We start from the raw sequence: 25,543 nt of genomic DNA on the forward strand, positions 1-25,543 counted from the left end.
CGAATGATTAAAAGAAGCGTTTATTCGTTGATGATGGCCGATAATCTTAACTTTGATGTGGAAGAATTTATTAACAAAAAGTTAGTTAAAAATGCTCGGAAATATCCAATTGACCAAGCGCTTGCTAAAAACAAGTCTGATCTCGAGGCTAAAAATTAAAAAAACAATACAAAAATAGCACCTACTGTTTGATTTCAGTAGGTGCTATTTTGTTGTACTCGAATGTTCGTCCATGGAAGACTCGCTCTCCTTATACTTGTTTTGATAATTCTTGTACTGCTTGTTCAATGGTGCGGCCGGTAGCGAAATGATTTTCGTCATGTTTATCAAAGACGATGAATAGGTTTAATTCAGTATCAAGTGTTACGCGGTACTCCAATTTGTTGTTATAGAATGTCATATGGCATTCTCCTTTCTCAATTTGTTTCACGAAAGGTACCCTTAACAGGTTAATAACGAAATTCCTTTGTAAGTATAGCACGTTTTTTGAAAGAATGTCAATTTTGACTCACTGAGACGCTAGAAGGAAAGTAACAAATTCTGTATTCATTGATAAATCAACGTTTTGCAGCTTAATAAATTCTTAAGACGCCGAAATTATTTCTCGAAAAATGCGCAATATCCGTCTGAAGTCCCGTCATACTTCACGGATTTCGTGCTAGAATAACAACAGAAGGGGAGGATTCTAATGAAAAAAGTAGCTCAAAAATCATCTTCGCATCCGTCTTAGTTGCCGTAACCATCGGCTTAGCGGGCTGCCAAGATATTCGATTGTATTTCAAAGGATTTGAAGAAAGTTTTAAAGGATTAGAGATGACAATCCAAACATATGATGAAGATAGCCAAGTGATTGATCAAATCACGGGGCGTTCGGTGATGATCGAGCGCGATGCTACCTTTGATAGTGATGCCGAAAGTAAAGATTCTTCGGTTATTAAGATTTCAGTGGGATCAAACGAAATTCATCACGTAGGATCATCGATGATTATTGCCGAAAGTCAGTTAGAAAATGTCTTTGAAGAATATGCAAAAACAGTCGAAGCCGAAAGTACGCAACGCGGCATTCCCGTCATTAATTCGATGGTGAACGATTTCCGTCAATCCTTCGATGGGAAAGAAAAAGTCATCCTTATCCGTAGTCAAAACGGCACACCGCTGGCTACTTATGCCGGTAATAACGTTTCTTTATATAAAACCGATGTGCCAAAAAGTACCGGGTTATTAATTGATGGCCAGTACTTGTTTATTTACCGCTGTGACTATACCATTTACGATGTTGCATTAGTCGACTAATCCGTTATAAAAAAAAGCTGAACAACCCTCGTATTAGTACAAATCGAGGGTTGCTCAGCTTATTTTATTTTAAAATCGCAAGTGCCAAAGCTTGTTGAATCTCGGTAATACTCTTATCTTTTTTAAATTGTAAATATTGTGCCGGTTCCGCAGCACCGGATACCCAAATCTTTAATTCCGCATCCAAATCAAAATGACCAGCCGTCTCGACACTAAAACGCGAGATGCTTTTATACGGAAATGTTTTGTAATCGACTTTTTTACCTGTAAAACCTTGTTTGTCGACTACAATCAAGCGATAGTCCGTAAAGACAACCAAATCTCGAACTAACTTAAACGCTAAGTTAATTTTTTCTTCTGGTATCAGCACACTCGCTAATTCTTGCTTCACTTCCTCATGATTCGCCTCTGTTGCATTGCCTAGTAATCCATCAAATAATCCCATCACCATGACCCTCTTCTCTATTTGTTTGGGGTTATTATCCCTTAGATGCTGGGGGAGATGTAAGGGGGGAAGAACATCCAATATTGTTTATTTTGAAGACGTTTCGTATGAGAAGAGTGATTTCACTAGGAGATTTTGCATATTTCTATAGTTTCTATTTTTTCTGGGTGAGAATTCACTTAATCGGGGGATTTCATAGTGGTTACATCCCTACTGCTAATTTGTTAATACGTGTTATTGATACAACTGGAAAATGCCAATTAGAATCATTCGTTGGATTCATTTATATACTATTCTTCTTTACCATTCTCGTAGAATACTAAATAAAGTAAAGCAAGGGTTGTGATAGTAGTCAAACTTCTATTATGATGACCAAAAATCATTTTTACTAGATTTATTATTAAAGCAATAAATAAACTGATATAAACTATTTTCTTCTTCATTATAAGACTTAATCACTTTTTGTGATGATATGAAATAGACTATAGCATACAAGTAAAACATGGCAGATTTTATTTGGATTTCAAAATTAATAGAATTATCAATTAACAGGTATGCCTATCTTATTGTCGCTGTATTCAATACTAACGAATAATGGAACTGGAAACTGGCCTCACATTATCCTAAATATCATTATGAATATATGTATACTTAATTTCAATATCAGTATCATTTTTAATATAACGAGAAATTAGGCGTGAGGAGACTCGGTGGATAGTCTTACAGATATAGTACTTAAAAACATATGATGGATGAATAGCACAATTTCATTCATATATCTAAATAAATTATATGAGTTTCTATTAAACTATACTTTGCTATTGTTTTATTGATGATCAAATGGCAAGTGGTAAAGTCATAGATGTTTTTAAATTTATTGCGATAAGCCTTATAAATATTCGGAGTACATAACAAATAAAAAATATGTAAAAATAATCAACTGAATCAATCAACTTCCAAAATATGGGGGAGTCTCGAATAATCTTTCTTATATACAGGTCTTAAATTAGTAACTAAGCTTTATGAGATAAAGTTGTCGCTTAAGTTAAATGAAAAAGAACTGTATCTATTGACCAATTATACAAGAGATAACGATGGCGACTTTTGCTAAATACCAAAATTTTTAACAGCTTTAAGAAAGCAAGCAAGATTAAAGGAAGTGTTCAGGGATTTGAGCAATTGGATTGAACAGCTAGAGAAAGAACGTAAAGAAATTGTTGAGCTGATTGGAAATTTTTATGGATTGAATAAGCAAATTTTTAATTGAAATATGTTGAAGGATTGACATTAGAATCAATTGCGGATGAAACCGGATATGCATATCAATACATTAAGAACAAATATGCTGAATTGATGCGAATTATAAAATTTGATAGGTGATAGAATATACCCAGCACGTTATAATCGTTACTGGGTCTGAGATGTAAAAATATTAAATTATTCAATAGAAGAGGTGTAAATAAATGGAGAAAGAAAATTAATATTTAAACTAACGTATATTTTTTTTTGGAATTTTTACTAGAACTTAATTCTCGTGGATTAGAGAAAGCTATTGAAACTAATCGTGTATTGATTCAGCATTTGAAAAATAAAGAAGAATAACTTATTCATTTGAAATTGATACCGAGAAAAAGACTATAAAGATTAATGGTCAAGATATTGTTAGTAGATCTAATTTGCATTTTTTTAAGCTGTTTCCTGGAGATAATGGATTTATTTTAAAAGGAGATATCGCAAAAGGTAAAGTTAGTTCTAGATGATTGCATAGATTTATATAGTTTTATTATCGTTGTTATCTTATAATAATATAAAACTATTTGAAAGGGGTTTATAAATTTGACAGAACTATTAAAAGCTATAGTTAACCATTCTTTTACAGTCGCTGTTCTTACTGGCTTGGTTTCAATTATTGTTGTAAAAATGCAAAAGAATAATAAAAAACAGGAAATTGATTACCTTAACGAAGCAGAAATAAAGAAAGAAGTGAGAAAACACGCTACAGCAATTGTAACTAGTGCAAATGAAATTGCTGTAGGAGTGAATACTTATATAGATCTAATTATGAAATTTGAAGAAATTAGATCGGGAAATCAATCGGATTTAACAAAATCAAAAGAAGAAGCTTTATTATATATAGAAAATAATAAAATTGAGAAACTTGAGCAAGTGAACAAAAATGCGATTAAAATTATTGAGAATTTAGTGCAATTCGAATTGTATTTTTCTGACTCTCGTGATGAACATAAAGCTGTGAGAAAAGCAAATGAGTTAGTAGATTTAGTTGGAGAACTAAAAGAAACGATATTCAATATCCAAGAAGAATTTAGACCATTGATTTTATTTAAAGAAGTAAAAAAATCAGAAAAAATAACTTCGAAATTGAACGTGCTTATAAGTGAATTTTCATTCGAAACACGTAAATCTCTAAGATTATATACCTATAGGTTACACGGAAAGCCTAGATTAGCAGATTGGATTGAATACATTAAGCCGGGATTTATGAAATATTTAATTATTAGAAAAAATAAATTACCAATAGTGTTTAGCTCATTATTTATTGGAATGTTGTGCGGTTTAGCATTAGGGATAGTAGCGTGGGGGATTGTAGCAATAATAGCTGGAAAATATCTAAGCATCTTATCTTCTGCAATAATTTTGGTAATGATTTTTATAAGAAAACTAAAGTCTAGCAATCGCTAGGCTTTTTCTTATGCAAAAAATAGGTAAAAGGAGAGGATAATATGGTAATTAAGTCGGTTTCAGGGGAGATAAAAGCACAAGTAATTAATGATAATTTGTCGTATTTAGAAAATATAGCAATGAAAACTGGTCCAAAAGAAATTTTTGATATACTTGCAGATTTGCAGAATAAGTCCCCTGATGGTAAAGAGGGTGTTTTATTAATAAAAAAATGGACATTGGTATTATTGGGAAGCAGTATCAAGGAATTGGCAAGATTGTGGCGTTTATCAATCGGCGCCAGAGTCAGATTATTCAGCAACTAATCTAGCTCGCAATAGCGATTTTTCTGACGGGCGAACACATTGGCAAATTAACGGTGGCATTGCAACTACATAAAACGGAATATTAATATTAAAATCTGACGGTACAAGCAATGAATTAGAATGTGTATCTGGCATAAATGGAAAACAGCTAAGAATCGTCGGAAAAACCTCATGAAATTAGGTATGGACAAATATAATGCTTATAAAAATAGCCATACTAGCAAAGGTGTCACCCGCATAGCCTATTCTTGGGTTCTGAAAACGACTATTACAAATAAAAGACTAAGCCAATTTGGATTAGTCTCTTGTGTAGAGCACTATAACAACATACATGTTTAGTATAAAATGGAACAGCCGTATACCGATCGGTACGTACGTTGGTGTGAGAGGACGAATAAATAATTAATGATTATTCTCATACTCGATCTTTATATATTAATCTTAGGCAAGCTTTTAAACCTCTTCTCTTATGGTAGCAAAAAAAAATATGTGGTATCTTATAATATAAGTATACAGGTTCAATTACAAATAAAATTTGGAGGTTGAAGGGTATGGGAAAGGTAATTTCAATTATAAATATGAAGGGTGGAGTTGGGAAAACAACATTAACAAAAGAATTAGGATATTTTATGGCAGACAGTAAAAAAAAGAAAATTCTATTTATTGATTTGGATCCACAATCAAATTTAACTCAATCATTTTTCTTAACATACTGACTGAGACATAAGGAAGATTTGAATGATCAACCAGGTAAAACGCAACTTACGGAAGCTTCTATTCAAAATTTGTTTGAGTCGTCATCTATAAAAAATTTAGATTTAAAAGAGGTTATCCACTCGTTAAGTAGTGCTAGAGGTGTAGAGTTTGACATCATTCCAGGAACTTTATCGACCGTTTTCTTAGAGAGGTCGGCCAATGCATCTAATATGGAAAAATCAATTTATAATTTTATCGAAGAACATAATTTAAGAAATAAATATGATTATATATTAATTGATTGTCCTCCAACCTATTCCATTTATACAATAGCAGCATTGTTACCTAGTGATTATTATTTTGTGCCTGTCGAGCCTGGTATTTATTCTGTTTTAGGAATACGTATGTTAGAAAAAGTAGTCGCTGCAATAAAAGAACCAAACGTAGTCTTTTTTAAAGATAAACCTATAAAAAACTTAGGTGTAGTATTTACAAGATATAAAGAGGAGTCCGATTATTTAGCTGAAATGATTGTAGAAACTAAAAAGATGAAAGAATTAGGTGTATATTTTTTTGAAGGTAGATTTTTACATTCTAAAAAATTGATTGATAGACCAAACTACTTTATAAGTGATCATAACGACGAGAGATTAATTAATAGTTTGGAATTAATTTTTAAAGAGATGGAGGGAAGAATAGATGAGCTACAAAGAGAATATAATTAGAATTGAAAATAAATTATACAAAGAAAATACAGATCGAATAAAAAATCAATTATATGGATATTTTACAACATTAATTTTGTCTAAAATATATGCTATTAAAAATAGTGATTTAGAAAAATTAATGAACTATTTTGATTTCACTTTCCTACCATATGTTTATAAAAGTAGAACAATTCTTTTATCTCGAGTAATTAGGATTGTAGAGAAAAAAGACGAAGAAGAATTAAATAATTTATTGGAAAAAATGAAAAATTACATAGAGCAATTTGAAAAAGAAAACTCAAATAATACGATGGATGTTAGTGATTCCAAAAATGAGGAAGTGGAAAAAAAGAAAAGAAAGAAAAAAAATATATTCGATGATATATTTAATCAACTAGGTTAATATTTAATTATGAAGAAAATGATTGAAGAAGAATTTGAGAATTATCGATGGTATTTAAATAGTTACTTTCCATATACTAAAATTAGTAAAAATATAGATACAGTAGAATTTAAAGAGATATTCAATAACACATTAAGTTTATCTAAAGCATGCCAATGTTTATCAAGTAGTGATGAATTAAACAAGTACACTAGTATTATCGAATATAATTTAAATAACTTGTTGTATTTTATTCCGTTAAATGAAATGGTATCAATCAATGTATCTATTCGAAATTGTGTAGAATATATATTAAAGTTAATTTATTTTTTAGAAAATCCAAGTGAAGATACAATTACCAAAGGTTATCGAACAATGAAAGATAACAAGGATAAATTAAAGATCTTTGAAGAAAATAAAAATAAAGTAGAGAACACTTTTCGGATATATAGCGAAAGATCAAATAAAGTACATTTGAAATCTATACCTGAAGGGACTTTACGGTCGCTATTAGAAAAAAAATTAACTAAAGAATATGAAAAATCAGACATGAATGAGATTAAACATGATATTAAACATTGCTTTGATTTTATGTTGGAAATTATTTGTTTCTATGAAATAAGTCTGTCTACACAACAAAAATTAGTGATGTCAAAAATTGTTTCAAATAAATGGAAAACGCGTATATTTAATTTAAAGTAATCATATCGTTTACATGTCGATTGATTCACTAAAGTTTTGGACTCAGAAGCTTGATCGTTTTTACTCCATTTAGATTACGATATATTGAAATAAGCACATCAATTAATTGTTTTACAAAAAACCTTATCTCTTAATATGAAGTACCCCTGTCAAGTAGACAGTGATAAAAATAAAAACATATTTTATATTTGATGCAATCTTTATTATGAGATTGCATTTTTTTATGTAGCTAACTTTCGATATTCATTAGGTGAATAACTATTTAAAGATTCGACATAACGATAGTTGTTGTAGTATTAGAATGGGATTATTCGAAAATGAATACGATAATAAAATTGAAAAAGATTATAAGAACGTAGAACAAGCTATTAAAGAGAAAAAAGTGACCGTTTCAGGTCTCTATGACGTGATAAACGGAAAGAAAAAAGTTTCAGATGTTAAGAAATTAACTTCTAAGTCTGACGTTAAATTCAATGATAAGGATAGATTAAAGATTTCTAAATTCGGTCGTGACTTTGTTGAGCATTTTCTTTTAGAGGGAGATAACAACTAAATATTATATTATGAAAATATGTTATCGATTATTTAAATGTGAAAACGCTACTTAGGTAAAAATAGGGAGTAGCTGAACTCCCTAAGTTACTGAATTATTTTTTTACCCAAGTTCTATTAGGTTCTTGGGTAGGAGGGAGGCGGTCACCGCGGTCTATTTCTACAGTTCTTGGTTTTGGAACTTGACCACCGCGAGGACCCCTTTCTTCATATCTCCCAGGTTGCTGATTATCAGTTCCCGGTTTAATTGGCTTGCTCATTTGTATCACCACACTTTCTAGGTCAATTATACTACTTGTAAAAACGTTTACAAATGATTATTATAAGATTGGAATAGCCAGATTTTTTTGTTGGATCTAATAGCTTATTGGTTTGAAGATATTAATTACGGCTATTAATAAAAGATTGGACGCCACTAACATCCATAAATTCGCTTGAGATGGTACGATAAATGTAAAATCTACCGCCATCAGGAGTTGTAGGATTAAGTGTATTTATCTCTATTTCTAATTTGCCAGATGAATTGATTCTAGAAATGTAAAAAATATCTCCATAAGAGTTGAATCGTGTAATGTAATAGATAGAGTTAGTTTCTCTTAAAGGAAGGTTTTCAATAGGAAAAGGTTCAATCTCATAATCGAGATCAGTTCTATCTATTGCGATTTTATATTCGTCGGCAATTACTGTGAGCCATTCCATAACTTGTTCATGAGTAAGTTCGGTTGTATCTACAGAAATCGTACTTTCAGATGATCCTACTATGTTGTTTGTTTCCTTATTTTCCGATGATACGGGCACATCTTTTTCTGCAAGACTAATAGATACATCGGTTGTAGAACCTATAATTTTAGAATATTCTAGATTTACTTCAGACGAATCAGTAGGATTTTTACCATCATCTTGATTTCTGCAACCTGCTAAATCTAACGATAATACTATTCCTAAGCACAAAATAATCTTTTTCATTACTAGCCTCCTCATATTTTCTTCTATACATATTGATAACTAGAGGATAACATAGAAGAACGACTTCACGGTTTGAAATTTGAAATCTTTGTTACCAAACTATGAATATAAAATAAATAACAATAAAATTCGCAAGCACTTCTACTTGACGAGGCGGCATAAAAAAAGGGTGCAAGCTACGGTTATTCAAACATTCAACAAAGAAGATGCTTAGCCAATACACTACAAACTAAACCGTGTGGAAATCCATTTCCCCAAAACAAAAAAGCACCAAACCCATTGTTACCAAAGGATTCGGTGCTCATTTTAAAAAGATTATTTTGTTTCGCGGTGTAAAGTAACTTTTCTTTCACGTGGACAGTATTTTTGTTTTTCTAAACGGTCCGGAGTGTTACGTTTGCTTTTGCTTGTTAGGTAGTTACGTTCTTTACAAGAAGTACATTCTAAAGTGATGTTAATACGCATGATTTTCCCTCCCATACTTAAAGAATTCTCTAAGACAATTCTCAGACTTGAATATAATAGCATGACTTTCGTAAAAAAGCTAGTCTTTTTGCGAATTTTGTTAAGTAGTTTTACTTGACGAGGATTGAGTCATAAATTTTGGAAGAATGGTGAAATCAGTTTGCTATTCAATCGATTTTTCGGTACTATTTCCTAGTAGGAGTGTGAAGATGTTGAGTAAAAAACAATTACGTGAACAAGGCATTCGAGCCTTGAAGAAACTGGCGAATCATCCGGCGCTAAAAACGAAGAAAGAACAGCAAATCTTGACGTTTTTATTTGCTTCGCAACAATGGAAAACGAGTGACACCATTGCGGTAACAAAGGCGTTAGAGTTTGAATTTGATACTGGAAAAGTAATTCAGCGGGCGCTTTCGCAAGGCAAGAAAGTCGTGATTCCAAAGTCGCTTCCTGAAAGAAAATTAGCTTTTTATGAAGTCGATGAGGATACGGTCTATCAACGTACCCAGTTTGGGGTGGAAGAGCCGATCAGTAACTTAATTGTCACAAAAGAAGAAATTGATTTGATTGTTGTGCCTGGCTTGGTGTTTTCTTCTAAGGGCTATCGGATTGGGTTTGGTGGCGGCTATTATGATCGTTATTTGGCTCATTACCAAGGGCGGACGTGTAGTTTGGTCTTTGCGGAACAATTGAATAATGAATGGACGAACGAGCCATTAGATGTTGCGGTGGAGCGGATTTATACGGATTCTTATAAGATGAAGGAGGCGACGCAATGAACTGGAATAAATTAAAAAATCAACCATTTGTGACGATAGGCTTTTTATCGATTCAAACAGCGGTTTTCTTGTTAGCGTATTTATTGCCAGGTTTACTGATTGAGTTTCGTGGCTCAATGTTTGGCCCGCTGATTGCACTTAATCATGAGTACTGGCGTTTTGTCACACCGATTTTTATTCATTATGGTTTAATGCATTTTGCGATTAACTCGGTGATTTTGTATTACATGGGGCAACAAGTCGAAGCGATTTATGGCCATGGACGTTTTTTCCTCATTTATTTGCTTAGTGGGGTGCTGGGGAATGTTTTAGGCTTTGCGTTTAATGATATGAATGTTCAAGCAGCTGGCGCAAGTACATCGCTCTTTGGGATTTTTGGGGCGTTTATTGTGTTAGGCATTCATTTCAAAAACAATCCCGGAATTCAAGCGATGGTCCGTCAATTTTCACTTTTTATCGTGTTAAATCTCGTGTTTGGTCTCTTTGATCAAACGATCGATATGTACGGGCACCTAGGTGGTTTAATCGGCGGGATTTTGATGGGGAATATTGTGGCATTACCAATGAGAGTGGGTAAAACGTATTCGATTCATGTGCGGATTATTTCTGCGATGATCTTGCTATTTTTACTTTTCTTTTGTATTGTTTATGGCTTAAAAAGATATCAAGTCATTTAATGAATTTTTCGCGTGGCTTCCTTGTCTATTTTTACGAAAGCGATTGAAAAAAAGTCAAATATTAGTATAATGATAGGAAGTGTTTTTAAATGGAAAGTTTATATGATGTCCAGCAATTATTAAAGCGATTTGGGATCATTATTTATGTTGGGAAACGTGTATATGATATTGAACTGATGTCTCAGGAAATCAAAAATTTATACGACAGCCATTTAATTGAACAACAAACTTACTTAAAAGCATGGGCAATATTAAAAAGAGAACACCAGATTGAATTGAGCAGGGAGGACTTGTAAATGTCAACAAAGAAAGTAATTGGAATTGATTTAGGTGGGACAACGGCAAAATTTGCCATTTTAACAGTTGATGGAGAAATTCAACAAAAATGGAGTATTGAAACAAATATTTTAGATGAGGGTACCCATATTGTACCGGACATTATTGCGTCGATTAATCATCACCTTGATTTATACGATTTAACGGCGGATGATTTTATCGGTATCGGAATGGGGACACCAGGAAGTGTTGATCGAGCGGAAGGAACCGTTATTGGCGCTTACAACTTGAACTGGAAAACGCTACAACCGATTCGTCAACAAATCGAAGAAGGAACCGGCATTCGTTTTGCATTAGATAATGATGCCAACGTGGCGGCTCTTGGTGAGCGTTGGAAAGGTGCCGGTGAAAACAATCCAGATGTAATCTTTATTACGTTAGGCACGGGTGTCGGTGGCGGCATTATTATGGAAAACATGTTGTTACACGGTGTTGCTGGCTGTGCAGGTGAAATTGGTCACATTACGGTTGATCCTGAAGGGTTTGCTTGTACGTGTGGCAAAGTAGGCTGTTTAGAAACGGTTTCTAGTGCAACAGGGGTTGTGCGTGTCGCCCGTCACTTAGCAGAAGAATTTGCAGGCGAATCGCAGCTGAAAGCAAATCTTGATGACGGTCAAGCGGTTACGAGTAAAGATGTGTTTGAGTTGGCAGCAAAAGGCGATGTCTTTGCGTTAATGGTTGTCGACAAAGTTTGTTTTTATTTAGGACTAGCTTGTGGAAACTTAGGGAATACCTTGAATCCTTCAAGTATTGTTTTAGGTGGTGGCGTGAGTGCAGCGGGTGAATTTTTACGTAGTCGCGTAGAAAAATACTTCCGTCAATTTACGTTCCCGCAAGTAAACGAAAGTACCGTTATCAAATTAGCCGAATTAGGCAATGATGCTGGTGTTATTGGGGCGGGGTCTCTTGCATTACAATTTCAAGACTAGAAAGGTCGATTTAATATGTCAGGATTTTTAATTTGGTTAAACGTAATTTTAGTAGCAATCTTATTGTTCTTTGGAGTGAACTGGTTGTTTTATTACTTCATGGGTAAACGCTCAGCAACGATTATTACCGAAGAAGAATTTAAAGAAGGCATGCGCAAGGCACAAGTCATTGACGTTCGTGAAAAAAATGAATTTGACGCGGGTCACATTTTAGGAGCGCGTAATATTCCTTATACAACCTTCGTGCAATCAATGGCTGGGATTCGTAAAGATGTGCCGATTTATTTGTATGACAATACGACAACGTTAAGTGTTCGTGCAGCAAATAAATTACGTAAAAATGGCTATCAAGATATTTTCATTTTGAAAAAAGGCTATCAAGAATGGTCTGGTAAAACGAAAAAGAAAAAAGTAGTGTAAATAATTACTCAACAGCTCTTGGGAAATTTTTCCTGAGAGCTTTTTCTTTTTTTTCGCGCAATGAAAACACAAAAAAAGCCGTGACGCGAGGTCAGGGCTTCTTTTAACGTTAACGAATTAACGGGCAAAGCTTTTGCGATGTGCTTTGCGGCGGCTTTCATCGATTTTTGCTTCTTTTTCTTCGATTGGATCGATGACCGTTTTTTTAAGGGTTGCGACTAGGCAAACCGTTGCTGCAGTTGTGACTAAAGAACCAACTACAAAACCAGTAACGAATTTTTTCATTGTTCTATCACCTCGTTTCTTTCTCTTTTTATTATGAACTATTGTCGCGTATTTGCAAAGTAAAAATGATTAAAAAAATAAAAATAAAAATATTTGAATTTATTTACTAAATGTTTTATAATAGTTTTACTAATAAAAATAGAAAAGAGGTAGTGGGAATGGAAAAAGATTTGCAAGCCATTTTTAAAGAAAAATTTAGTGAAGCAGCAACAGGAGAATATTTTGCGCCAGGTCGGATTAATTTAATTGGGGAACACACGGACTATAATGGAGGGTATGTTTTCCCGGCGAGTATTACGTTAGGCACTTATGGTTTAGCCAAAAAACGTGACGACCGTGAAATTCGTCTCTACTCTGAAAACTTCCCAGAAAAAGGAATCATCACGTTTTCGCTAGATGATTTAACTTATGACAAGGCACATGACTGGACGAACTATCCAAAAGGAGTGACGCATTTCTTACAAGAAGCAGGTTATGTGATTGATTCAGGTTTTGAAGTGGTGTATTACGGCACGATTCCAAATGGTGCGGGTCTTTCTTCCTCTGCTTCTATCGAATTACTAACAGGCGTCATTTTAAAAGATTTATTTGACTTAAAGATTGAGATGTTAGATCTAGTGAAAATTGGCAAACAAGTGGAAAATGAGTTTATTGGTGTGAATTCCGGTATCATGGACCAATTTGCGATTGGAATGGGTAAAAAAGACCATGCTTTATTATTAGATACGAATACGTTAGAATATGAAGTGGTTCCGGCTGAGTTTGGCGAATATGTCGTGGCGATTATGAACACGAATAAACGTCGTGAATTAGCGGATTCGAAATATAACGAGCGTCGGAGTGAGTGTGAAGAAGCGTTACGTCGTTTACAAAGTGAATTGGCGATTGATGCGCTTGGTGCGCTAGACGAAGAAACATTCTTTGCGAATACGGCCTTGATTGAAGATGAAACACTGATTAAACGTGCCAAACATGCAGTAACAGAAAATCAACGAACTTTAAAAGCGAAAAAAGCGTTACAAGCGGGCGATTTAGCAGCGTTTGGCCAATTACTGAATGCGTCTCACTTGTCACTAAAAGAAGATTATGAGGTAACAGGGATTGAATTAGATACGTTAGTCGCAGCGGCACAAGCACATCCGAGTGTTTTAGGTGCGCGCATGACAGGTGCTGGTTTTGGTGGCTGTGCGATTGCGCTCGTAAAAGCGAGTGATTGGGATGATTTCGTCGCAACTGTTTCAAAAGAGTATGTTGAAAAAATTGGTTACGAAACGGCAATCTATCAAGCAAGTATTGGCGATGGCGCAAAAAAATTATAAGAGATAGGAAGGATGAATAAGATGTCAATTTTAGTCTTAGGAGGAGCCGGTTATATCGGTTCTCATGCAGTCGATCAATTAGTGAATAAAGGGTACGAGGTGGTCGTGGTTGATAATTTATTAACCGGTCATGAGCAAGCGATTCATCCGAAAGCTGTTTTTTATAAAGGTGATGTGCGGGATAAAGAATTTTTAACAACGGTTTTTGATAAAGAGGACATTGACGGTGTGATGCATTTTGCGGCGAGTTCTTTAGTGGGAGAATCCGTTGAAAAACCGTTAATGTACTTTAATAATAATGTGTATGGCATGCAAATTTTACTAGAAGTGATGCAAGAACATGACGTGAAACATATCGTCTTTTCTTCTACAGCTGCCACATACGGCGAGCCAAAAGAAAGTCCGATTACGGAACAAACGCCAACGAATCCTAAAAATCCGTATGGCGAGAGCAAGTTAGCAATGGAAAAAATGATGAAGTGGTGTGATGGCGCGTACGGAATGAAGTATGTGGCTCTGCGTTACTTTAACGTTGCAGGAGCAAAACGCGATGCTTCAATCGGTGAAGATCATACGCCGGAAAGTCATTTAGTGCCGATTATTTTACAAGTTGCATTAGGGCAACGAGAATCGTTAGCGATTTTTGGAGACGACTACGCGACGCCAGACGGGACGTGTATTCGTGATTATGTCCATGTTGAAGATTTAATTGCAGCGCATATTTTAGCATTGGAATACTTAAAAGCGGGGAATGACAGCAATGTCTTTAACCTTGGAAGTAATAATGGCTATTCGGTGAAAGAAATGTTAGATGCTGCCCGTGAAGTGACTGGCAAAGAAATCGCGGCAAAAGTAGCACCAAGACGTGCGGGAGATCCGGCTTCTTTAGTTGCCTCAAGTGAAAAAGCGAAGACAGTCTTAGGTTGGGAACCAGAATATACAGACGTCAAAAAAATTATTGAAACTGCGTGGAATTGGCATGTGAGCCATCCAAATGGTTATCAAGACTAGGAGAGTATGCAATGAATGTCAGTCAAATGATTGTTGATTTTACCACTTGCGCGATTCAGTCTGGTGGCTGGATGGAGATGGATCGTCTTTATTTACAAAATCGCATCTTAGGATTAATCGGGGAAGTCGCCCTGACGGAAACTGAAGTGCGCCCGGTTACTGAAAAACCGATTACGTTGATGGATCAGCTCGTAGCCAAAGCAAAAGCCAATCAAGTGATTGGGGAAACTTTAGCGGAAACCGAGATTTTAGAAGGGCAATTAATGGATTTCTTAACGCCACCGCCTTCAGTTGTGAATGCTTTTTTTGCACAACACTATGAGACGAGTCCTGCGACTGCAACGGATTACTTTTTTGAATTATGTCAGCGCAATGACTACATCAAAACACGGGGTATCGCCAAAAATATTGTCTTTCCAATTGACACGGAGTATGGCGCGTTAGACATTACGATTAATTTGTCCAAACCCGAAAAAGATCCAAAAGAAATTGCGGCTCAAAAACAAGTCGTGGCGGTTGACTATCCAAAATGTATGCTATGTATGGAAAATGAAGGGTACCTCGGGCGTTCGAATTATCCAGCGCGTACGAATCATCGCATTATTCGCATGAATTTAGATGGTGAGTCATGGGGCTTCCAGTATTCTCCTTATGCGTATTACAATGAGCATTGTATTTTCTTATCAGAAGAACACCGTCCAATGAAAATTGAACGGAGCAGTTTTGAACGCTTGGTTAAAATTGTCGATGTCTTACCGCATTATTTTGCAGGGTCAAATGCGGATTTACCGATAGTCGGTGGATCGATTTTATCCCACGATCACTATCAAGGTGGACGGTATGAATTTGCGATGGCAAAAGCACCGATTGAAACGACCTTTGACATGGCTGATTTCCCTCAAGTTTCAGCTGGGATTGTCAAATGGCCAATGTCGGTTATCCGTTTGCAAAGTGCCGATAAAAAAGCGATTGTCGATGCCTCTGAACGGATTTTAGTAAGTTGGCAAACGTACTCGGTTCCAGAACTAGAAATTGTTGCTTTTAGCCCAGACGGGACGCCGCATCACACGGTTACACCGATTGCACGACGTCGCGGCGAGTTATTTGAAATCGATTTGGTGTTACGGGACAATAATGTTTCAGCAGAACATCCAGATGGGATTTTCCATCCGCATCAAGAAGTGCAACATATTAAAAAAGAAAACATCGGCTTAATCGAAGTCATGGGCTTGGCTGTTTTACCGCCACGACTTGAAAAAGAATTAGTTGAAGTCGAAAAATATTTAATCAATGAAGCAAACGAAATTGCTGACTATCACTTGCCGTGGGCGGAGAACATGAAAGCTGCGCATCACGTAACGGCTGAAAATGTCCAAGCGATTGTCCAACAAGAAGTTGGCTTGATTTTCAAACAAGTCTTAGAGCATGCTGGTGTCTTTAAACGCGACGAAAAAGGGCAAGCAGCCTTTAATGCATTTGTGACGCAGTTATAGTCAACAAAGAAAGGAGAGACCATGGCAACAATTAAAGATATTGCACAAAAAGCGGGTGTGTCGCCCGCAACCGTTTCTCGTGTCTTAAATTATGACCCTGATCTCTCTGTGAGTAAAGAAACGGAACAAAAAGTGTTTGAGATTGCTGAAGTATTAAATTATACGAAACATAAAAATAAACGCCGAGAATCAGCGGTGTTACGACTCGTCCAGTGGTATGACAGTGAAGAAGAGTTGGCGGATTTGTATTATTTAGCGATTCGCTTAGGGATCGAAAAACGCGCGGAAGAATTAAATATCCGTCTAATCAAAGAACAAATGAGTGAACTCTCTGATACGGAAACTCAAGGGACAATTGCCGTCGGGAAATTCGATCAAGCACAAATGAAACAGCTCAAAAAGTTAAATGAAGAATTGCTTTTTGTCGACTTTGACGGCTTATCACTTGGGATTAATTCCTTAGTCGTTGATTTTTCGCAAGGGGTTCAATTGATTATCGATCAGTTCATTAAGGAAAAGCACGAACGGATTGGGATTCTTTCGGGGATGGAGTACACGAAGGGGAGTCGCCATGAAATTGATGATCCACGCTTTTTAGTCTTTCGGGAATACCTGACGCGCTTGAAGTTATACAACGAAGCAGATCATCTACAAGGCGCTTTTACCATTGAGGGTGGTTATACCGCGATGAAGACGTATTTGGAAAGCCATACGGATTATCCGACTGCGTTCTTTGCTTCAAGTGATGCCTTGGCAATCGGGGCGATGCGTGCGATTCAAGGTCACGGCTTACGGATTCCGGAAGATATTTCCGTGATTGGGTTTAATGATGTCAGTGTGGCCAAATATGTGACACCTGCGCTCACGACGGTGAAAGTCTATACCGAATGGATGGGTGAACTGGCGGTGTCAACGATTTTAGAGTTGATTCAAGAAAAAGCCCCTGTTCCTCGCAAAATTACCGTCGGAACAGAATTGATCCTACGTGAATCGACCCGTGATTCATAAAATAATTGAGGAGTCTACTATTTGGCAATGCCCACGAAAAGTTGGGTGTTGCCAAATGGTGGCTCCTGTTTTTTTGGTTGAACTATTTCGCGTAGGGTTGCTTGATCTTCGTCTCATTTATCGACACGCTCAGGCAGGTTTGAACACTTTCAAAAAAGCCAATACATCCAAACTGTTGCTCTTTTTTGTTTTGTGGTAAAATAGATTGGAATCTGTGAAGGTAGGGAATAAATACATGAAAATATTAGCAATGGACACCTCCAATCAAACATTAGCTATTGGAGTGACAGAAGACCAACAAGTACTCGGACAACTACAAACCACGATTAATAAAAATCATAGCGTCACCTTGATGCCTGCAGTCGTCTCGCTCGTCGAACAAGTCGGATTGCAACCAAGTGATTTTGACCGGATTGTGGTCGCGCAAGGTCCAGGATCTTATACCGGATTGCGCATTGGCGTGACGACTGCCAAAACGTTAGCCGCCACTTTAGCATGCGAGCTTGTCGGCGTTTCGAGTTTAAAAGTGCTCGCAGCGAATTGCCGCGGACGTAAAGAGTGGATTGTCCCAATCTTTAATGCGCGTCGCCAAAACGTTTATGCTGGAGCGTATCAGTGGCAAGCTGGAGAGTTAATCAACGTGTTGCCAGATCAACATCTCTCGTTAGTCGACTTATTCGAAAAATTAAACGGTCAAGCGGTCTATTTTGTCGGAGAAGACACTCAAGTTTTTCAATCCGAAATTGCCAATGCCTTTGGAGAAACAGCGATTAACTCGGTTGTTGAATGGAATTATCCAAATGGGATTGTCTTAGCTTTATTAGGTGCCACCGAAAAGAAAGTCGAAAATAGTCATGGTTTTTCACCTGCTTATTTGAAACTCGTGGAAGCAGAGGAGAAGTGGTTGGAAACCAACGAAGTAGGAGACGAAAGGTATGTGGAAAAAATGTAATTGGTTTCGCTCACTCTTTTTACCAAACGCCCCTTTACAATATACCCCGCAATGGCTGGAAATTAAGCAAGAACGGTTCTTGATTCGCGAACTTGAATTAGGGGATATTAAAGAGTTACTAGCAGTGCAACGTTTGACGTATGATGGTCAAACGCCATGGACGCGTAGTGGGTTCTTATCCGAACTTTATTCGCGTTATACGCACCTGTATTTAGGAGTCGTTCACGAGGAAAAAGTGATTGGCTTTATGGGAGTTCGACTTTTTTTAGAAGATGGACACATTACGAATATTGCCATTATCCCGAAATTTCAAGGTTGGGGACTTGGCGCCTTTTTATTACAAGAGGCGGAAATATTCGCAAAAAGCCATCGCTGTCAAACAATGTCGCTAGAAGTGCGTAAAAGTAATAGCGATGCGCAACGGTTGTATCGGCGTTTAGGCTATGTTTCGCGCCGGGTCTTGCCAAATTATTATAATGAAAACAATGAAGATGCGATTGATATGGTGAAATATTTATGTTAAAAAGAAAAACAGATTATCGTTTGGAAGAATTGGCCCAAGCGTTGTATGAGCTTGCCGAGCAAAGTTACCCCAATGGTTCACCTTGGCAGGTCGGGCAATTTTTAGCCGATTTGCAAAATGAATGGAGTCAGTATTTGATCTTCACATTAGAGGACGATCGCCTAGCTGGTTTTGTGGGGTTTCATCAACTCTTTGATGAAATCGAGATCATGCACGTCGCTGTCGCACCTGATAGAAAAGGGCAAGGGATTGGCCAGCAGTTACTGATAGGGCTACTTGAAGAAGGACAACGCACGGAAGTTGTAGCGGTTTTTTTAGAAGTGCGCCAGTCGAATCAAGCAGCCAAGCGATTATATGAAAAAAATGGATTTGTAACGATTTATCGCCGGAAAGACTACTATCATCATCCGGTTGAAGATGCGCTAATCATGCGGAAAGAATTGAGGGAAATAAAAACTAAATGAGAGAATTAATTTTAGCAATTGAAAGTAGTTGTGACGAAACAAGTGTGGCGGTCATTGAAGAAGGATCGATTATTTTAAGTAACATTGTAGCCTCGCAAATTAAGAGTCACCAGCGTTTTGGCGGTGTAGTACCGGAAGTGGCGAGTCGTCATCACGTGGAAGAAATGACGTTATGTATTGAAGAAGCGTTGAAAACAGCTCAAGTTGTGCCCGCTGAATTAACAGCTGTTGCGGTGACACAAGGACCAGGACTCGTGGGGGCGTTACTCATTGGCGTGGCCGCGGCTAAAGCCTTTGCTTGGGCGCACCAATTGCCGTTAATTCCTGTGAATCATATGGCGGGTCATATTTATGCCGCGCGTTTTGTCGAACCGTTGACCTTCCCGTTAATGGCACTGTTAGTCAGTGGCGGTCACACGGAACTTGTCTACATGGCAGAAGACGGCTCTTTTGAAATTATCGGTGAAACACGTGATGATGCGGCGGGTGAAGCGTACGATAAAGTCGGACGTGTGCTCGGGTTGCGTTATCCAAGTGGGAAAGAAATCGACCAATTGGCGCATCAAGGAGAAGACACGTATGCGTTTCCTCGTGCGATGATCCATGAAGACAATTTCGATTTTAGTTTTAGTGGTTTGAAGAGTTCGTTCATTAATTTAGTGCATAACGCGCAACAACGAGAGGAAGAACTCGTGTTAGAAAATTTAGCCGCGAGTTTTCAAGCGAGTGTGGTGGATGTATTAGTCGCTAAAACCATTCGCGCGTGCAAAAATTATCCGGTGAAACAATTGATTGTGGCAGGAGGCGTCGCAGCTAATCAAGGACTGCGCAGTGGATTACACGAAGCGGTGGCAAAATCTTTGCCCGACGTTCAATTAATTTTTCCGCCATTTGCGTTATGTGGAGACAATGCCGCGATGATTGGTGCGGCAGCTCACGTGGAATTAAGGAAAAAACACTTCGCTCAAATGGATTTAAATGCCAATCCGAGTTTAGTCTTTCCAAATAAAGTACAGGCTTAGTGGATATTCACTAGCTAAATCAGGAGAAATTTGTTATAATTCATCTGATTAAAAAATTAAATGAATGATTGTCTAATCAAGAAGAGTAACTTTTTACGATTTTCAAGCGAGTTCGGGAAGGTGGAAGCCGAATAAAGAAGAAAAAGCGAAGCGCACTTGAGAATATTTGCTTAGCAAACGGTATCTACCGTTATCAGATAAAGTCGGTTCGATTGTCGAACAAACAGAGTGGTACCGCGGGAAATCTCGTCTCTAGTGTTTTTTAACACTAGGGATTTTTTTATTATTATTTTATAGGAGGAAGATAAATGAATAATCAAAACATTGTTGCAAAAGCAATCTATGACGTTGTAAAAGAGGATCTAACACTTGAACAAATTTTACGATTTTTAGAAACACCAAAATCAGTTGACCATGGGGACGTCGCTTTTCCGGCATTTGGTTTAGCAAAAGCTTATCGCAAAGCACCACAACAAATTGCCCAAGACTTAGCGGAAAAAATCGACGGTGCGAATTTTGAGAAAATTGAAGTGGTCGGTCCGTACTTAAACTTCTTTATGGATAAAGGCGCCGTGACACAAGCCGTTTTAGGACAAGTGATTAAAGAAAAAAATCATTATGGCGATGCTTCAATTGGCAATCAAGGCGCTGTACCAATTGATATGTCTTCACCCAACATTGCCAAACCGATTTCAATGGGGCATTTACGTTCGACTGTGATTGGGAACTCGATTGGTTTTATTTTAGAAAAAATTGGCTACCAACCGATTCGCATCAACCACTTAGGCGACTGGGGTACCCAATTTGGAAAACTGATTGTGGCGTACAAAAAATGGGGTAGTGAAGAAGCGCTCCAACAAGAACCGATTGCCGAATTATTGAAATTATACGTGCGTTTCCATGAAGAAGCGGAAGAAAATGACGCGTTAAATGACGAAGCACGTGCTTGGTTCAAACAACTTGAAGAAGGCGAAGCCGAAGCGATGCGTTTGTGGAAATGGTTCCGTGACGAGTCTATGAAAGAGTTTAATAAAATCTACGATATGTTAGAAGTCTCGTTTGATTCATTGAATGGCGAAGCTTTTTATAACGACAAAATGGATGAAGTGGTGGAACTATTAGAAGAAAAACACTTATTATCGATGAGTCAAGGAGCGGAAATTGTTGATTTAACAAGTTATGATTTAAATCCAGCATTAATCCGTAAATCCGATGGGGCAACGTTATACATTACGCGTGATATGGCAGCGGCGTTATACCGTAAGCGCACGTATCAATTTGCCAAATCACTTTATGTAGTGGGAAATGAGCAAAGCTATCACTTTAAACAACTAAAAGCCGTTTTACTTGAGATGGGCTTTGACTGGTCAAACGATATGCACCACATCCCATTTGGCTTAATCACAAAAGACGGCAAGAAATTGTCTACGCGTCAAGGGAAAATTGTCTTATTAGAAGAAGTCTTGAATGAAGCGATTGCGTTAGCGAATAAACAAATCAGTGAAAAAAATCCTGATTTAGAAAACAAAGAAGAAGTCGCAAGACAAGTTGGTGTTGGTGCCGTTATTTTCCACGACTTGAAAAATGATCGTTTGAATAGCTTTGACTTTACCTTAGAAGAAGTCGTTCGTTTTGAAGGCGAAACCGGACCATACGTTCAATACGCACATGCACGGGCGATGAGTATTTTAACGAAAGCGGACTTCCAATTGGATGAAGCAAAAGAATATCGCTTAAACGATGAAGGTAGCTGGGAAGTCTTGAAACACATTCAACGTTATCCAGAAGTCATTTTACAAGCGGCTGAAAAATACGAACCATCTGTCATTGCCAAACATGCGATTAAATTGGCACAAGTCTTTAATAAATACTATGCAAATACCAAAATCTTAGTCGATGACCAAGAAAAAGAAGCACGTCTAGCGTTAGTTTATGCGGTGACGGTCTTATTAAAAGAAGATTTACGTCTTCTTGGTTTACACGCACCAGAAAAAATGTAAGCACCCAAGTAATTCGCATTCGTTCCATTTCTTGCACAAGATGCAAGAAGTGGGGCGTTTTTTTGGCTTCGTCTCTTGAATCCGACTGCATTCGGACGATAAGGAGAGTAACAGCCTATGAATCGATGTTAAACGTAAGGTTGTCAGAAGGGAATGTGGGGAGCGGATGATTTATTTAGTGATTGCGATGACAATTGCAGATGGGACGAAACAAAAACAGTTTCGGACGTATCGTGAGGCGTTGTGTTATGCCACCGATTATCGACATATACGTAGTAGTCGCATACTCAAACATCAAAATGTACTAGCGGACTTCTCTTACTAATCACCAAAACAGCTCGCCTCGATCAAATTGAAAGAGACGAGCTGTTTTAGTATGTCAAGAATCTTTGAGCGGTCTTTGTGGTGGCGCATTTTTAGTTAAGATTCTGTTTAAAAAATGTTTCGAGAATAATTGCGGATGCTTCATCCGGCGAGATAACAGCGACAGTATCAAATCCTGCTAAGGTACAGACTTTTTCTTTCATCGTCACTTCGTCGATGGCCGCAGCTAAGATCGGCGCGTTATTGGGAATCGTATGTAAAATGGTCATGAATTGTACCCGGTCGATCTTAGTCACCACATCTTGGGTTAATTGACTGAGATGTTGCGTTTCGGATTGGACGTCAGGTGATTCTGATTGAAGTTGTTGAAAAGAAGCTCGACCTGACGCGTCAATGGATTTGACGATTTTAAGATCACGAATATCGCGCGAAATCGTGGCTTGGGTCGCAGTTACGCCATTTTCTTTTAAAAGTGCGAGTAACTCTTCTTGCGTATGAATCACATGGGTACGAATTAAATGTTCAATAATGGCATGGCGTTCACTTTTTTTCAAGTGGGTTCCTCCTTCGGTTAGATTCGCCTCTATCATATCAAAAATGATTCATAATTCCTAGAAATAATTCGTTGAAGGAATAAAGGCGTATTTTTGATGACCCAAGTCGTGGTAACACCCGTAAAAGCATGATAGAATAGAACAAAAAGGAAGAGGAGGCAGGGTTTGTTAGAAGCATACTTAAATATTTTAGTGATTTTTGCGGTGATGCTCGTGGGTTATGTGCTCACGTGGCGAAAATGGTTTGACAACCATATTGCCGACGTTTTTTCCAAATTGGTTTTGAATATTGCCTTACCATTGAACATGTTTTTGAATATGACAGAACGGTTTACGAAAGCCGAATTTTTAGAATTATTTCGCGGGATTTTATTACCGGCATTATCAATTGTGATTACCTATTTGATCAGTATTGGTTATGCGAAACTCATCAGAGTCCCAATCGGGCGACAAGGGGCTTTTAAGGTGATGTTTACAGCTTCCAATACGATTTTTATGGGATTGCCCGTGAATATTGCCGTCTTTGGGGAAAAAGCGATTCCCTATGCACTCCTTTATTATATTTGTAATACGACGTTCTTTTTTACAATCGGAATCTACTTGATTCAGCGCGATAATTTAACTGCACATCACACGCCCCCGTCATTTTCGTTTCGTTTTATCGTTCGAAAGTTACTCTCTCCGGCGTTACTTGGTTTTTTTATTGGCTTATGTTGGATGTTGTTAGAAATCCCTTTAGCGGCGCCACTGCGCGACTTTGCGCATTATCTAAGTCAGCTCACAACGCCCTTATCGTTATTTGTGATCGGCATTATTATTTATCAAACCGGCCTTAAAAATTTAACGTTAGACAAAGATACGATAGGCGTTCTGGTTGGTCGTTACCTCGTTAGTCCACTCGTGATTATTTTATTATCCAAAGTAATCCCCGTGCCAACACTTATGCTCAACGTCTTTATTTTACAATCCGCGATGCCTGTACAAAACTCGATGCCGATTTTGGCAAAAGGTTATGGAGCAGATGAAACATTTGCGACAAGTAGTTTAGTTTATTCGATCGTGGGCTATCTTTTTGTGATTTTGGTGTTACTACAAGTGATTTATTAACGAACATCAAGGGAAACGACAGCTGAAAAATCCCGAAAATGGAATACGCATTAAAAAAATAAGTAAATCACTTGTAATTTTCAATGAAAGTAGTTATACTATTAAAGGTTGAGTGCTCATCAAGAGCCTTGACTGAATCCACATTATCTGTGATTTCAATAGTGGTGCTGAATTTTTCAGTTCTATTGAGAGTTGAAACAGCTAAGAGGAAATACAAAAACCAAATGGAGGCAACAAACAATGGCAGTAATCTCAATGAAACAGTTACTAGAAGCTGGTGTACACTTTGGTCACCAAACTCGTCGCTGGAACCCAAAAATGAAGAAATATATCTTCACAGAAAGAAACGGAATCTACATCATCGATTTACAAAAAACAGTTAAATTAGTTGATGCAGCTTACGAATACATGAAAAACGTTGCAGACGAAGGCGGAATCGCGCTTTTCGTAGGTACTAAAAAACAAGCTCAAGAAGCAATCAAAGAAGAAGCGATCCGTTCAGGTCAATACTTCGTTAACCACCGTTGGTTAGGCGGAACGTTGACTAACTGGGAAACAATCCAAAAACGTATTTCACGCTTAAAATCAATCAACAAAATGGAAGAAGACGGAACTTTCGAATTACTTCCTAAAAAAGAAGTTGCTGGCTTAAACAAAGAACGTGACCGCTTAGAAAAATTCTTAGGTGGAATCGCTGATATGCCTAGAATTCCAGACGTAATGTACGTGGTTGACCCCCGTAAAGAGCGTATTGCAATTCAAGAAGCGCGCAAACTTAATATCCCAATCGTAGCGATGGTTGATACTAACTGTGATCCAGATGAGATCGACGTAGTTATCCCTTCAAATGACGATGCAATTCGTGCAGTTAAATTAATCACTGCAAAAATGGCTGATGCATTTATCGAAGCAAACCAAGGTCAAGACGAAGTGGTTGCAGAAGATTTTGCAACTGAAGCAACTGTTGAAACTGCAACTTCAATTGAAGAAATTGTTGATGTAGTTGAAGGAAACAACGCTTCAGCTGAGTAATTCGTAACGAAGCGAGCTGTTTCAGAGGCTAGGCGTCCAGCCTTTAAAAACCTTTGAAACAGCTTTTTTTAAACAAGCGCTAATAATATAATACT

General features: G+C 37.3%; 31 protein-coding genes, 1 pseudogene and 1 other annotated feature. Of the genes and pseudogenes, 25 read left to right on the forward strand and 7 right to left on the reverse strand.

Features of this window, described 5'->3' with window-relative positions:
* Positions 1–30 precede the first annotated feature (30 nt).
* On the forward strand, positions 31–159 hold the full coding sequence (locus tag RU93_RS00370) for a MazG-like family protein (protein ID WP_143139405.1): 129 nt from the start codon (positions 31–33) through the stop codon (positions 157–159).
* Between the two features lie 91 nt (positions 160–250).
* Here RU93_RS00370 and RU93_RS12005 read toward each other — a convergent pair whose 3' ends face one another.
* A complete protein-coding gene (locus tag RU93_RS12005; RefSeq protein ID WP_169818068.1) occupies positions 251–400 on the reverse strand; it encodes a hypothetical protein in 150 nt (49 codons plus the stop codon).
* Between the two features lie 308 nt (positions 401–708).
* Here RU93_RS12005 and RU93_RS00375 point away from each other — a divergent pair, with 308 nt between their 5' ends.
* Positions 709–1,293 carry a DUF5052 family protein gene (locus RU93_RS00375; protein ID WP_143139401.1) on the forward strand — a complete coding sequence of 195 codons (585 nt, stop codon included), beginning with the start codon at positions 709–711 and terminating at the stop codon, positions 1,291–1,293.
* A 64-nt stretch (positions 1,294–1,357) separates the two neighbouring features.
* Here the strand turns inward: RU93_RS00375 and RU93_RS00380 are convergent, their stop codons facing one another.
* Positions 1,358–1,738 carry a PH domain-containing protein gene (locus RU93_RS00380; protein ID WP_071873633.1) on the reverse strand — a complete coding sequence of 127 codons (381 nt, stop codon included), beginning with the start codon at positions 1,736–1,738 and terminating at the stop codon, positions 1,358–1,360.
* Between the two features lie 1,836 nt (positions 1,739–3,574).
* Here RU93_RS00380 and RU93_RS00390 point away from each other — a divergent pair.
* The 6 genes and pseudogenes from RU93_RS00390 (at position 3,575) to RU93_RS00420 (ending at position 7,783) form a co-directional block, all read left to right on the forward strand.
* The gene (locus tag RU93_RS00390; RefSeq protein ID WP_071873634.1) at positions 3,575–4,438 is read left to right on the forward strand and encodes a TMEM14 family protein; all 864 of its coding nucleotides are present in this window, start codon (positions 3,575–3,577) and stop codon (positions 4,436–4,438) included.
* A gap of 41 nt (positions 4,439–4,479) precedes the next feature.
* Positions 4,480–4,743, forward strand: a complete 264-nt coding sequence (locus RU93_RS00395; RefSeq protein WP_071873635.1) for a hypothetical protein — start codon at positions 4,480–4,482, stop codon at positions 4,741–4,743.
* Between the two features lie 551 nt (positions 4,744–5,294).
* Positions 5,295–6,164 (forward strand): annotated as a pseudogene (locus RU93_RS00405) (ParA family protein).
* On the forward strand, positions 6,139–6,549 hold the full coding sequence (locus RU93_RS00410) for a hypothetical protein (protein ID WP_071873636.1): 411 nt from the start codon (positions 6,139–6,141) through the stop codon (positions 6,547–6,549). Before RU93_RS00405 ends, RU93_RS00410 begins: the two are co-directional and overlap by 26 nt.
* A 9-nt stretch (positions 6,550–6,558) precedes the next feature.
* The gene (locus tag RU93_RS00415) at positions 6,559–7,230 is read left to right on the forward strand and encodes a hypothetical protein (RefSeq protein ID WP_071873637.1); all 672 of its coding nucleotides are present in this window, start codon (positions 6,559–6,561) and stop codon (positions 7,228–7,230) included.
* A gap of 301 nt (positions 7,231–7,531) precedes the next feature.
* On the forward strand, positions 7,532–7,783 hold the full coding sequence (locus tag RU93_RS00420) for a hypothetical protein (RefSeq protein ID WP_071873638.1): 252 nt from the start codon (positions 7,532–7,534) through the stop codon (positions 7,781–7,783).
* 94 nt (positions 7,784–7,877) lie between these two features.
* Here the strand turns inward: RU93_RS00420 and RU93_RS00425 are convergent, their stop codons facing one another.
* The 3 genes from RU93_RS00425 to rpmG all read right to left on the reverse strand — a co-directional run bounded on the left by RU93_RS00425 (position 7,878) and on the right by rpmG (position 9,213).
* Positions 7,878–8,042 (reverse strand): YjzC family protein, encoded by a 165-nt coding sequence (locus tag RU93_RS00425; RefSeq protein WP_071873639.1) that lies wholly within the window; start codon positions 8,040–8,042, stop codon positions 7,878–7,880.
* A gap of 121 nt (positions 8,043–8,163) precedes the next feature.
* Entirely contained in the window at positions 8,164–8,748 is a 585-nt protein-coding gene (locus RU93_RS00430) for a hypothetical protein (RefSeq protein WP_071873640.1), read from the reverse strand.
* Positions 8,749–9,063: 315 nt separating this feature from the next.
* Positions 9,064–9,213, reverse strand: coding sequence for a 50S ribosomal protein L33 (rpmG, locus tag RU93_RS00435; protein WP_071873641.1), 150 nt, complete (start codon positions 9,211–9,213; stop codon positions 9,064–9,066).
* 209 nt (positions 9,214–9,422) lie between these two features.
* Between rpmG and RU93_RS00440 the strand changes: the two genes are divergently transcribed.
* The 5 genes from RU93_RS00440 to RU93_RS00460 all read left to right on the forward strand — a co-directional run bounded on the left by RU93_RS00440 (position 9,423) and on the right by RU93_RS00460 (position 12,354).
* Positions 9,423–9,992 (forward strand): 5-formyltetrahydrofolate cyclo-ligase, encoded by a 570-nt coding sequence (locus tag RU93_RS00440; RefSeq protein WP_425429259.1) that lies wholly within the window; start codon positions 9,423–9,425, stop codon positions 9,990–9,992.
* Positions 9,989–10,669: a rhomboid family intramembrane serine protease gene (locus RU93_RS00445; RefSeq protein ID WP_071873642.1), complete on the forward strand. Its 681-nt coding sequence runs from the start codon at positions 9,989–9,991 to the stop codon at positions 10,667–10,669. The genes RU93_RS00440 and RU93_RS00445 overlap by 4 nt, the downstream gene beginning before the upstream one ends.
* Positions 10,670–10,758: 89 nt before the next feature.
* Complete coding sequence (locus RU93_RS00450) at positions 10,759–10,965, forward strand: YqgQ family protein (protein WP_071873643.1); 207 nt, start codon at positions 10,759–10,761, stop codon at positions 10,963–10,965.
* Positions 10,966–11,934, forward strand: coding sequence for an ROK family glucokinase (locus RU93_RS00455; protein ID WP_071873644.1), 969 nt, complete (start codon positions 10,966–10,968; stop codon positions 11,932–11,934). It abuts the gene before it with no gap.
* Between the two features lie 15 nt (positions 11,935–11,949).
* Positions 11,950–12,354, forward strand: coding sequence for a rhodanese-like domain-containing protein (locus RU93_RS00460; protein ID WP_071873645.1), 405 nt, complete (start codon positions 11,950–11,952; stop codon positions 12,352–12,354).
* Between the two features lie 117 nt (positions 12,355–12,471).
* On the opposite strand, the gene RU93_RS00465 is transcribed toward RU93_RS00460, so the two are convergent.
* Positions 12,472–12,639: a DUF3042 family protein gene (locus tag RU93_RS00465; protein ID WP_071873646.1), complete on the reverse strand. Its 168-nt coding sequence runs from the start codon at positions 12,637–12,639 to the stop codon at positions 12,472–12,474.
* A gap of 158 nt (positions 12,640–12,797) precedes the next feature.
* Here RU93_RS00465 and RU93_RS00470 point away from each other — a divergent pair, with 158 nt between their 5' ends.
* From RU93_RS00470 to RU93_RS12010, 10 genes are all read left to right on the forward strand, one after another.
* Complete coding sequence (locus RU93_RS00470; RefSeq protein ID WP_071873647.1) at positions 12,798–13,958, forward strand: galactokinase; 1,161 nt, start codon at positions 12,798–12,800, stop codon at positions 13,956–13,958.
* Between the two features lie 21 nt (positions 13,959–13,979).
* Entirely contained in the window at positions 13,980–14,969 is a 990-nt protein-coding gene (gene galE, locus RU93_RS00475) for a UDP-glucose 4-epimerase GalE (RefSeq protein WP_071873648.1), read from the forward strand.
* Positions 14,970–14,980: 11 nt separating this feature from the next.
* Complete coding sequence (galT, locus tag RU93_RS00480; RefSeq protein WP_071873649.1) at positions 14,981–16,462, forward strand: UDP-glucose--hexose-1-phosphate uridylyltransferase; 1,482 nt, start codon at positions 14,981–14,983, stop codon at positions 16,460–16,462.
* Between the two features lie 21 nt (positions 16,463–16,483).
* Positions 16,484–17,470, forward strand: coding sequence for a LacI family DNA-binding transcriptional regulator (locus RU93_RS00485; RefSeq protein WP_071873650.1), 987 nt, complete (start codon positions 16,484–16,486; stop codon positions 17,468–17,470).
* A 235-nt stretch (positions 17,471–17,705) separates the two neighbouring features.
* Entirely contained in the window at positions 17,706–18,422 is a 717-nt protein-coding gene (gene tsaB, locus RU93_RS00490; RefSeq protein ID WP_071873651.1) for a tRNA (adenosine(37)-N6)-threonylcarbamoyltransferase complex dimerization subunit type 1 TsaB, read from the forward strand.
* Positions 18,406–18,945: a ribosomal protein S18-alanine N-acetyltransferase gene (gene rimI, locus RU93_RS00495; protein ID WP_071873652.1), complete on the forward strand. Its 540-nt coding sequence runs from the start codon at positions 18,406–18,408 to the stop codon at positions 18,943–18,945. The genes tsaB and rimI (RU93_RS00495) overlap by 17 nt, the downstream gene beginning before the upstream one ends.
* The gene (gene rimI / locus RU93_RS00500; protein ID WP_071873653.1) at positions 18,939–19,409 is read left to right on the forward strand and encodes a ribosomal protein S18-alanine N-acetyltransferase; all 471 of its coding nucleotides are present in this window, start codon (positions 18,939–18,941) and stop codon (positions 19,407–19,409) included. Before rimI (RU93_RS00495) ends, rimI (RU93_RS00500) begins: the two co-directional genes overlap by 7 nt.
* Positions 19,406–20,431 carry a tRNA (adenosine(37)-N6)-threonylcarbamoyltransferase complex transferase subunit TsaD gene (tsaD, locus tag RU93_RS00505; RefSeq protein ID WP_071873654.1) on the forward strand — a complete coding sequence of 342 codons (1,026 nt, stop codon included), beginning with the start codon at positions 19,406–19,408 and terminating at the stop codon, positions 20,429–20,431. Before rimI (RU93_RS00500) ends, tsaD begins: the two co-directional genes overlap by 4 nt.
* Before the next feature lie 64 nt (positions 20,432–20,495).
* Positions 20,496–20,688 (forward strand) — a binding site (T-box leader).
* Between the two features lie 51 nt (positions 20,689–20,739).
* Positions 20,740–22,431: an arginine--tRNA ligase gene (argS, locus tag RU93_RS00510; protein ID WP_071873655.1), complete on the forward strand. Its 1,692-nt coding sequence runs from the start codon at positions 20,740–20,742 to the stop codon at positions 22,429–22,431.
* Between the two features lie 166 nt (positions 22,432–22,597).
* Complete coding sequence (locus RU93_RS12010; RefSeq protein ID WP_169818069.1) at positions 22,598–22,756, forward strand: hypothetical protein; 159 nt, start codon at positions 22,598–22,600, stop codon at positions 22,754–22,756.
* A gap of 91 nt (positions 22,757–22,847) precedes the next feature.
* Here the strand turns inward: RU93_RS12010 and RU93_RS00515 are convergent, their stop codons facing one another.
* Complete coding sequence (locus tag RU93_RS00515; protein WP_071873656.1) at positions 22,848–23,309, reverse strand: arginine repressor; 462 nt, start codon at positions 23,307–23,309, stop codon at positions 22,848–22,850.
* A gap of 165 nt (positions 23,310–23,474) precedes the next feature.
* Between RU93_RS00515 and RU93_RS00520 the strand changes: the two genes are divergently transcribed.
* Positions 23,475–24,416 carry an AEC family transporter gene (locus RU93_RS00520; protein ID WP_071873657.1) on the forward strand — a complete coding sequence of 314 codons (942 nt, stop codon included), beginning with the start codon at positions 23,475–23,477 and terminating at the stop codon, positions 24,414–24,416.
* A gap of 240 nt (positions 24,417–24,656) precedes the next feature.
* Positions 24,657–25,448 (forward strand): 30S ribosomal protein S2, encoded by a 792-nt coding sequence (rpsB, locus tag RU93_RS00525; RefSeq protein WP_071873658.1) that lies wholly within the window; start codon positions 24,657–24,659, stop codon positions 25,446–25,448.
* Positions 25,449–25,543: the final 95 nt, after the last annotated feature.

The sequence above is a fragment of the Enterococcus aquimarinus genome, assembly GCF_001885765.1.
Lineage (GTDB): Bacteria > Bacillota > Bacilli > Lactobacillales > Enterococcaceae > Enterococcus_I > Enterococcus_I aquimarinus.

Coding starts and splice junctions, on each gene's coding strand:
- rpmG (WP_071873641.1), bottom strand. CDS start 9,213: ATGCGTATTAACATCACTTTAGAATGTACTTCTTGTAAAGAACGTAAC.
- RU93_RS00370 (WP_143139405.1), top strand. CDS start 31: ATGATGGCCGATAATCTTAACTTTGATGTGGAAGAATTTATTAACAAA.
- RU93_RS00380 (WP_071873633.1), bottom strand. CDS start 1,738: ATGGGATTATTTGATGGATTACTAGGCAATGCAACAGAGGCGAATCAT.
- rimI (WP_071873652.1), top strand. CDS start 18,406: ATGTGGAAAAAATGTAATTGGTTTCGCTCACTCTTTTTACCAAACGCC.
- RU93_RS00455 (WP_071873644.1), top strand. CDS start 10,966: ATGTCAACAAAGAAAGTAATTGGAATTGATTTAGGTGGGACAACGGCA.
- RU93_RS00425 (WP_071873639.1), bottom strand. CDS start 8,042: ATGAGCAAGCCAATTAAACCGGGAACTGATAATCAGCAACCTGGGAGA.
- RU93_RS00395 (WP_071873635.1), top strand. CDS start 4,480: ATGGTAATTAAGTCGGTTTCAGGGGAGATAAAAGCACAAGTAATTAAT.
- RU93_RS00440 (WP_425429259.1), top strand. CDS start 9,423: ATGTTGAGTAAAAAACAATTACGTGAACAAGGCATTCGAGCCTTGAAG.
- RU93_RS12005 (WP_169818068.1), bottom strand. CDS start 400: ATGACATTCTATAACAACAAATTGGAGTACCGCGTAACACTTGATACT.
- rimI (WP_071873653.1), top strand. CDS start 18,939: ATGTTAAAAAGAAAAACAGATTATCGTTTGGAAGAATTGGCCCAAGCG.
- tsaB (WP_071873651.1), top strand. CDS start 17,706: ATGAAAATATTAGCAATGGACACCTCCAATCAAACATTAGCTATTGGA.
- RU93_RS00485 (WP_071873650.1), top strand. CDS start 16,484: ATGGCAACAATTAAAGATATTGCACAAAAAGCGGGTGTGTCGCCCGCA.
- galT (WP_071873649.1), top strand. CDS start 14,981: ATGAATGTCAGTCAAATGATTGTTGATTTTACCACTTGCGCGATTCAG.
- tsaD (WP_071873654.1), top strand. CDS start 19,406: ATGAGAGAATTAATTTTAGCAATTGAAAGTAGTTGTGACGAAACAAGT.
- RU93_RS00415 (WP_071873637.1), top strand. CDS start 6,559: ATGAAGAAAATGATTGAAGAAGAATTTGAGAATTATCGATGGTATTTA.
- RU93_RS12010 (WP_169818069.1), top strand. CDS start 22,598: ATGATTTATTTAGTGATTGCGATGACAATTGCAGATGGGACGAAACAA.
- RU93_RS00470 (WP_071873647.1), top strand. CDS start 12,798: ATGGAAAAAGATTTGCAAGCCATTTTTAAAGAAAAATTTAGTGAAGCA.
- RU93_RS00445 (WP_071873642.1), top strand. CDS start 9,989: ATGAACTGGAATAAATTAAAAAATCAACCATTTGTGACGATAGGCTTT.
- RU93_RS00465 (WP_071873646.1), bottom strand. CDS start 12,639: ATGAAAAAATTCGTTACTGGTTTTGTAGTTGGTTCTTTAGTCACAACT.
- RU93_RS00420 (WP_071873638.1), top strand. CDS start 7,532: ATGGGATTATTCGAAAATGAATACGATAATAAAATTGAAAAAGATTAT.
- galE (WP_071873648.1), top strand. CDS start 13,980: ATGTCAATTTTAGTCTTAGGAGGAGCCGGTTATATCGGTTCTCATGCA.
- rpsB (WP_071873658.1), top strand. CDS start 24,657: ATGGCAGTAATCTCAATGAAACAGTTACTAGAAGCTGGTGTACACTTT.
- argS (WP_071873655.1), top strand. CDS start 20,740: ATGAATAATCAAAACATTGTTGCAAAAGCAATCTATGACGTTGTAAAA.
- RU93_RS00410 (WP_071873636.1), top strand. CDS start 6,139: ATGAGCTACAAAGAGAATATAATTAGAATTGAAAATAAATTATACAAA.
- RU93_RS00460 (WP_071873645.1), top strand. CDS start 11,950: ATGTCAGGATTTTTAATTTGGTTAAACGTAATTTTAGTAGCAATCTTA.
- RU93_RS00450 (WP_071873643.1), top strand. CDS start 10,759: ATGGAAAGTTTATATGATGTCCAGCAATTATTAAAGCGATTTGGGATC.
- RU93_RS00430 (WP_071873640.1), bottom strand. CDS start 8,748: ATGAAAAAGATTATTTTGTGCTTAGGAATAGTATTATCGTTAGATTTA.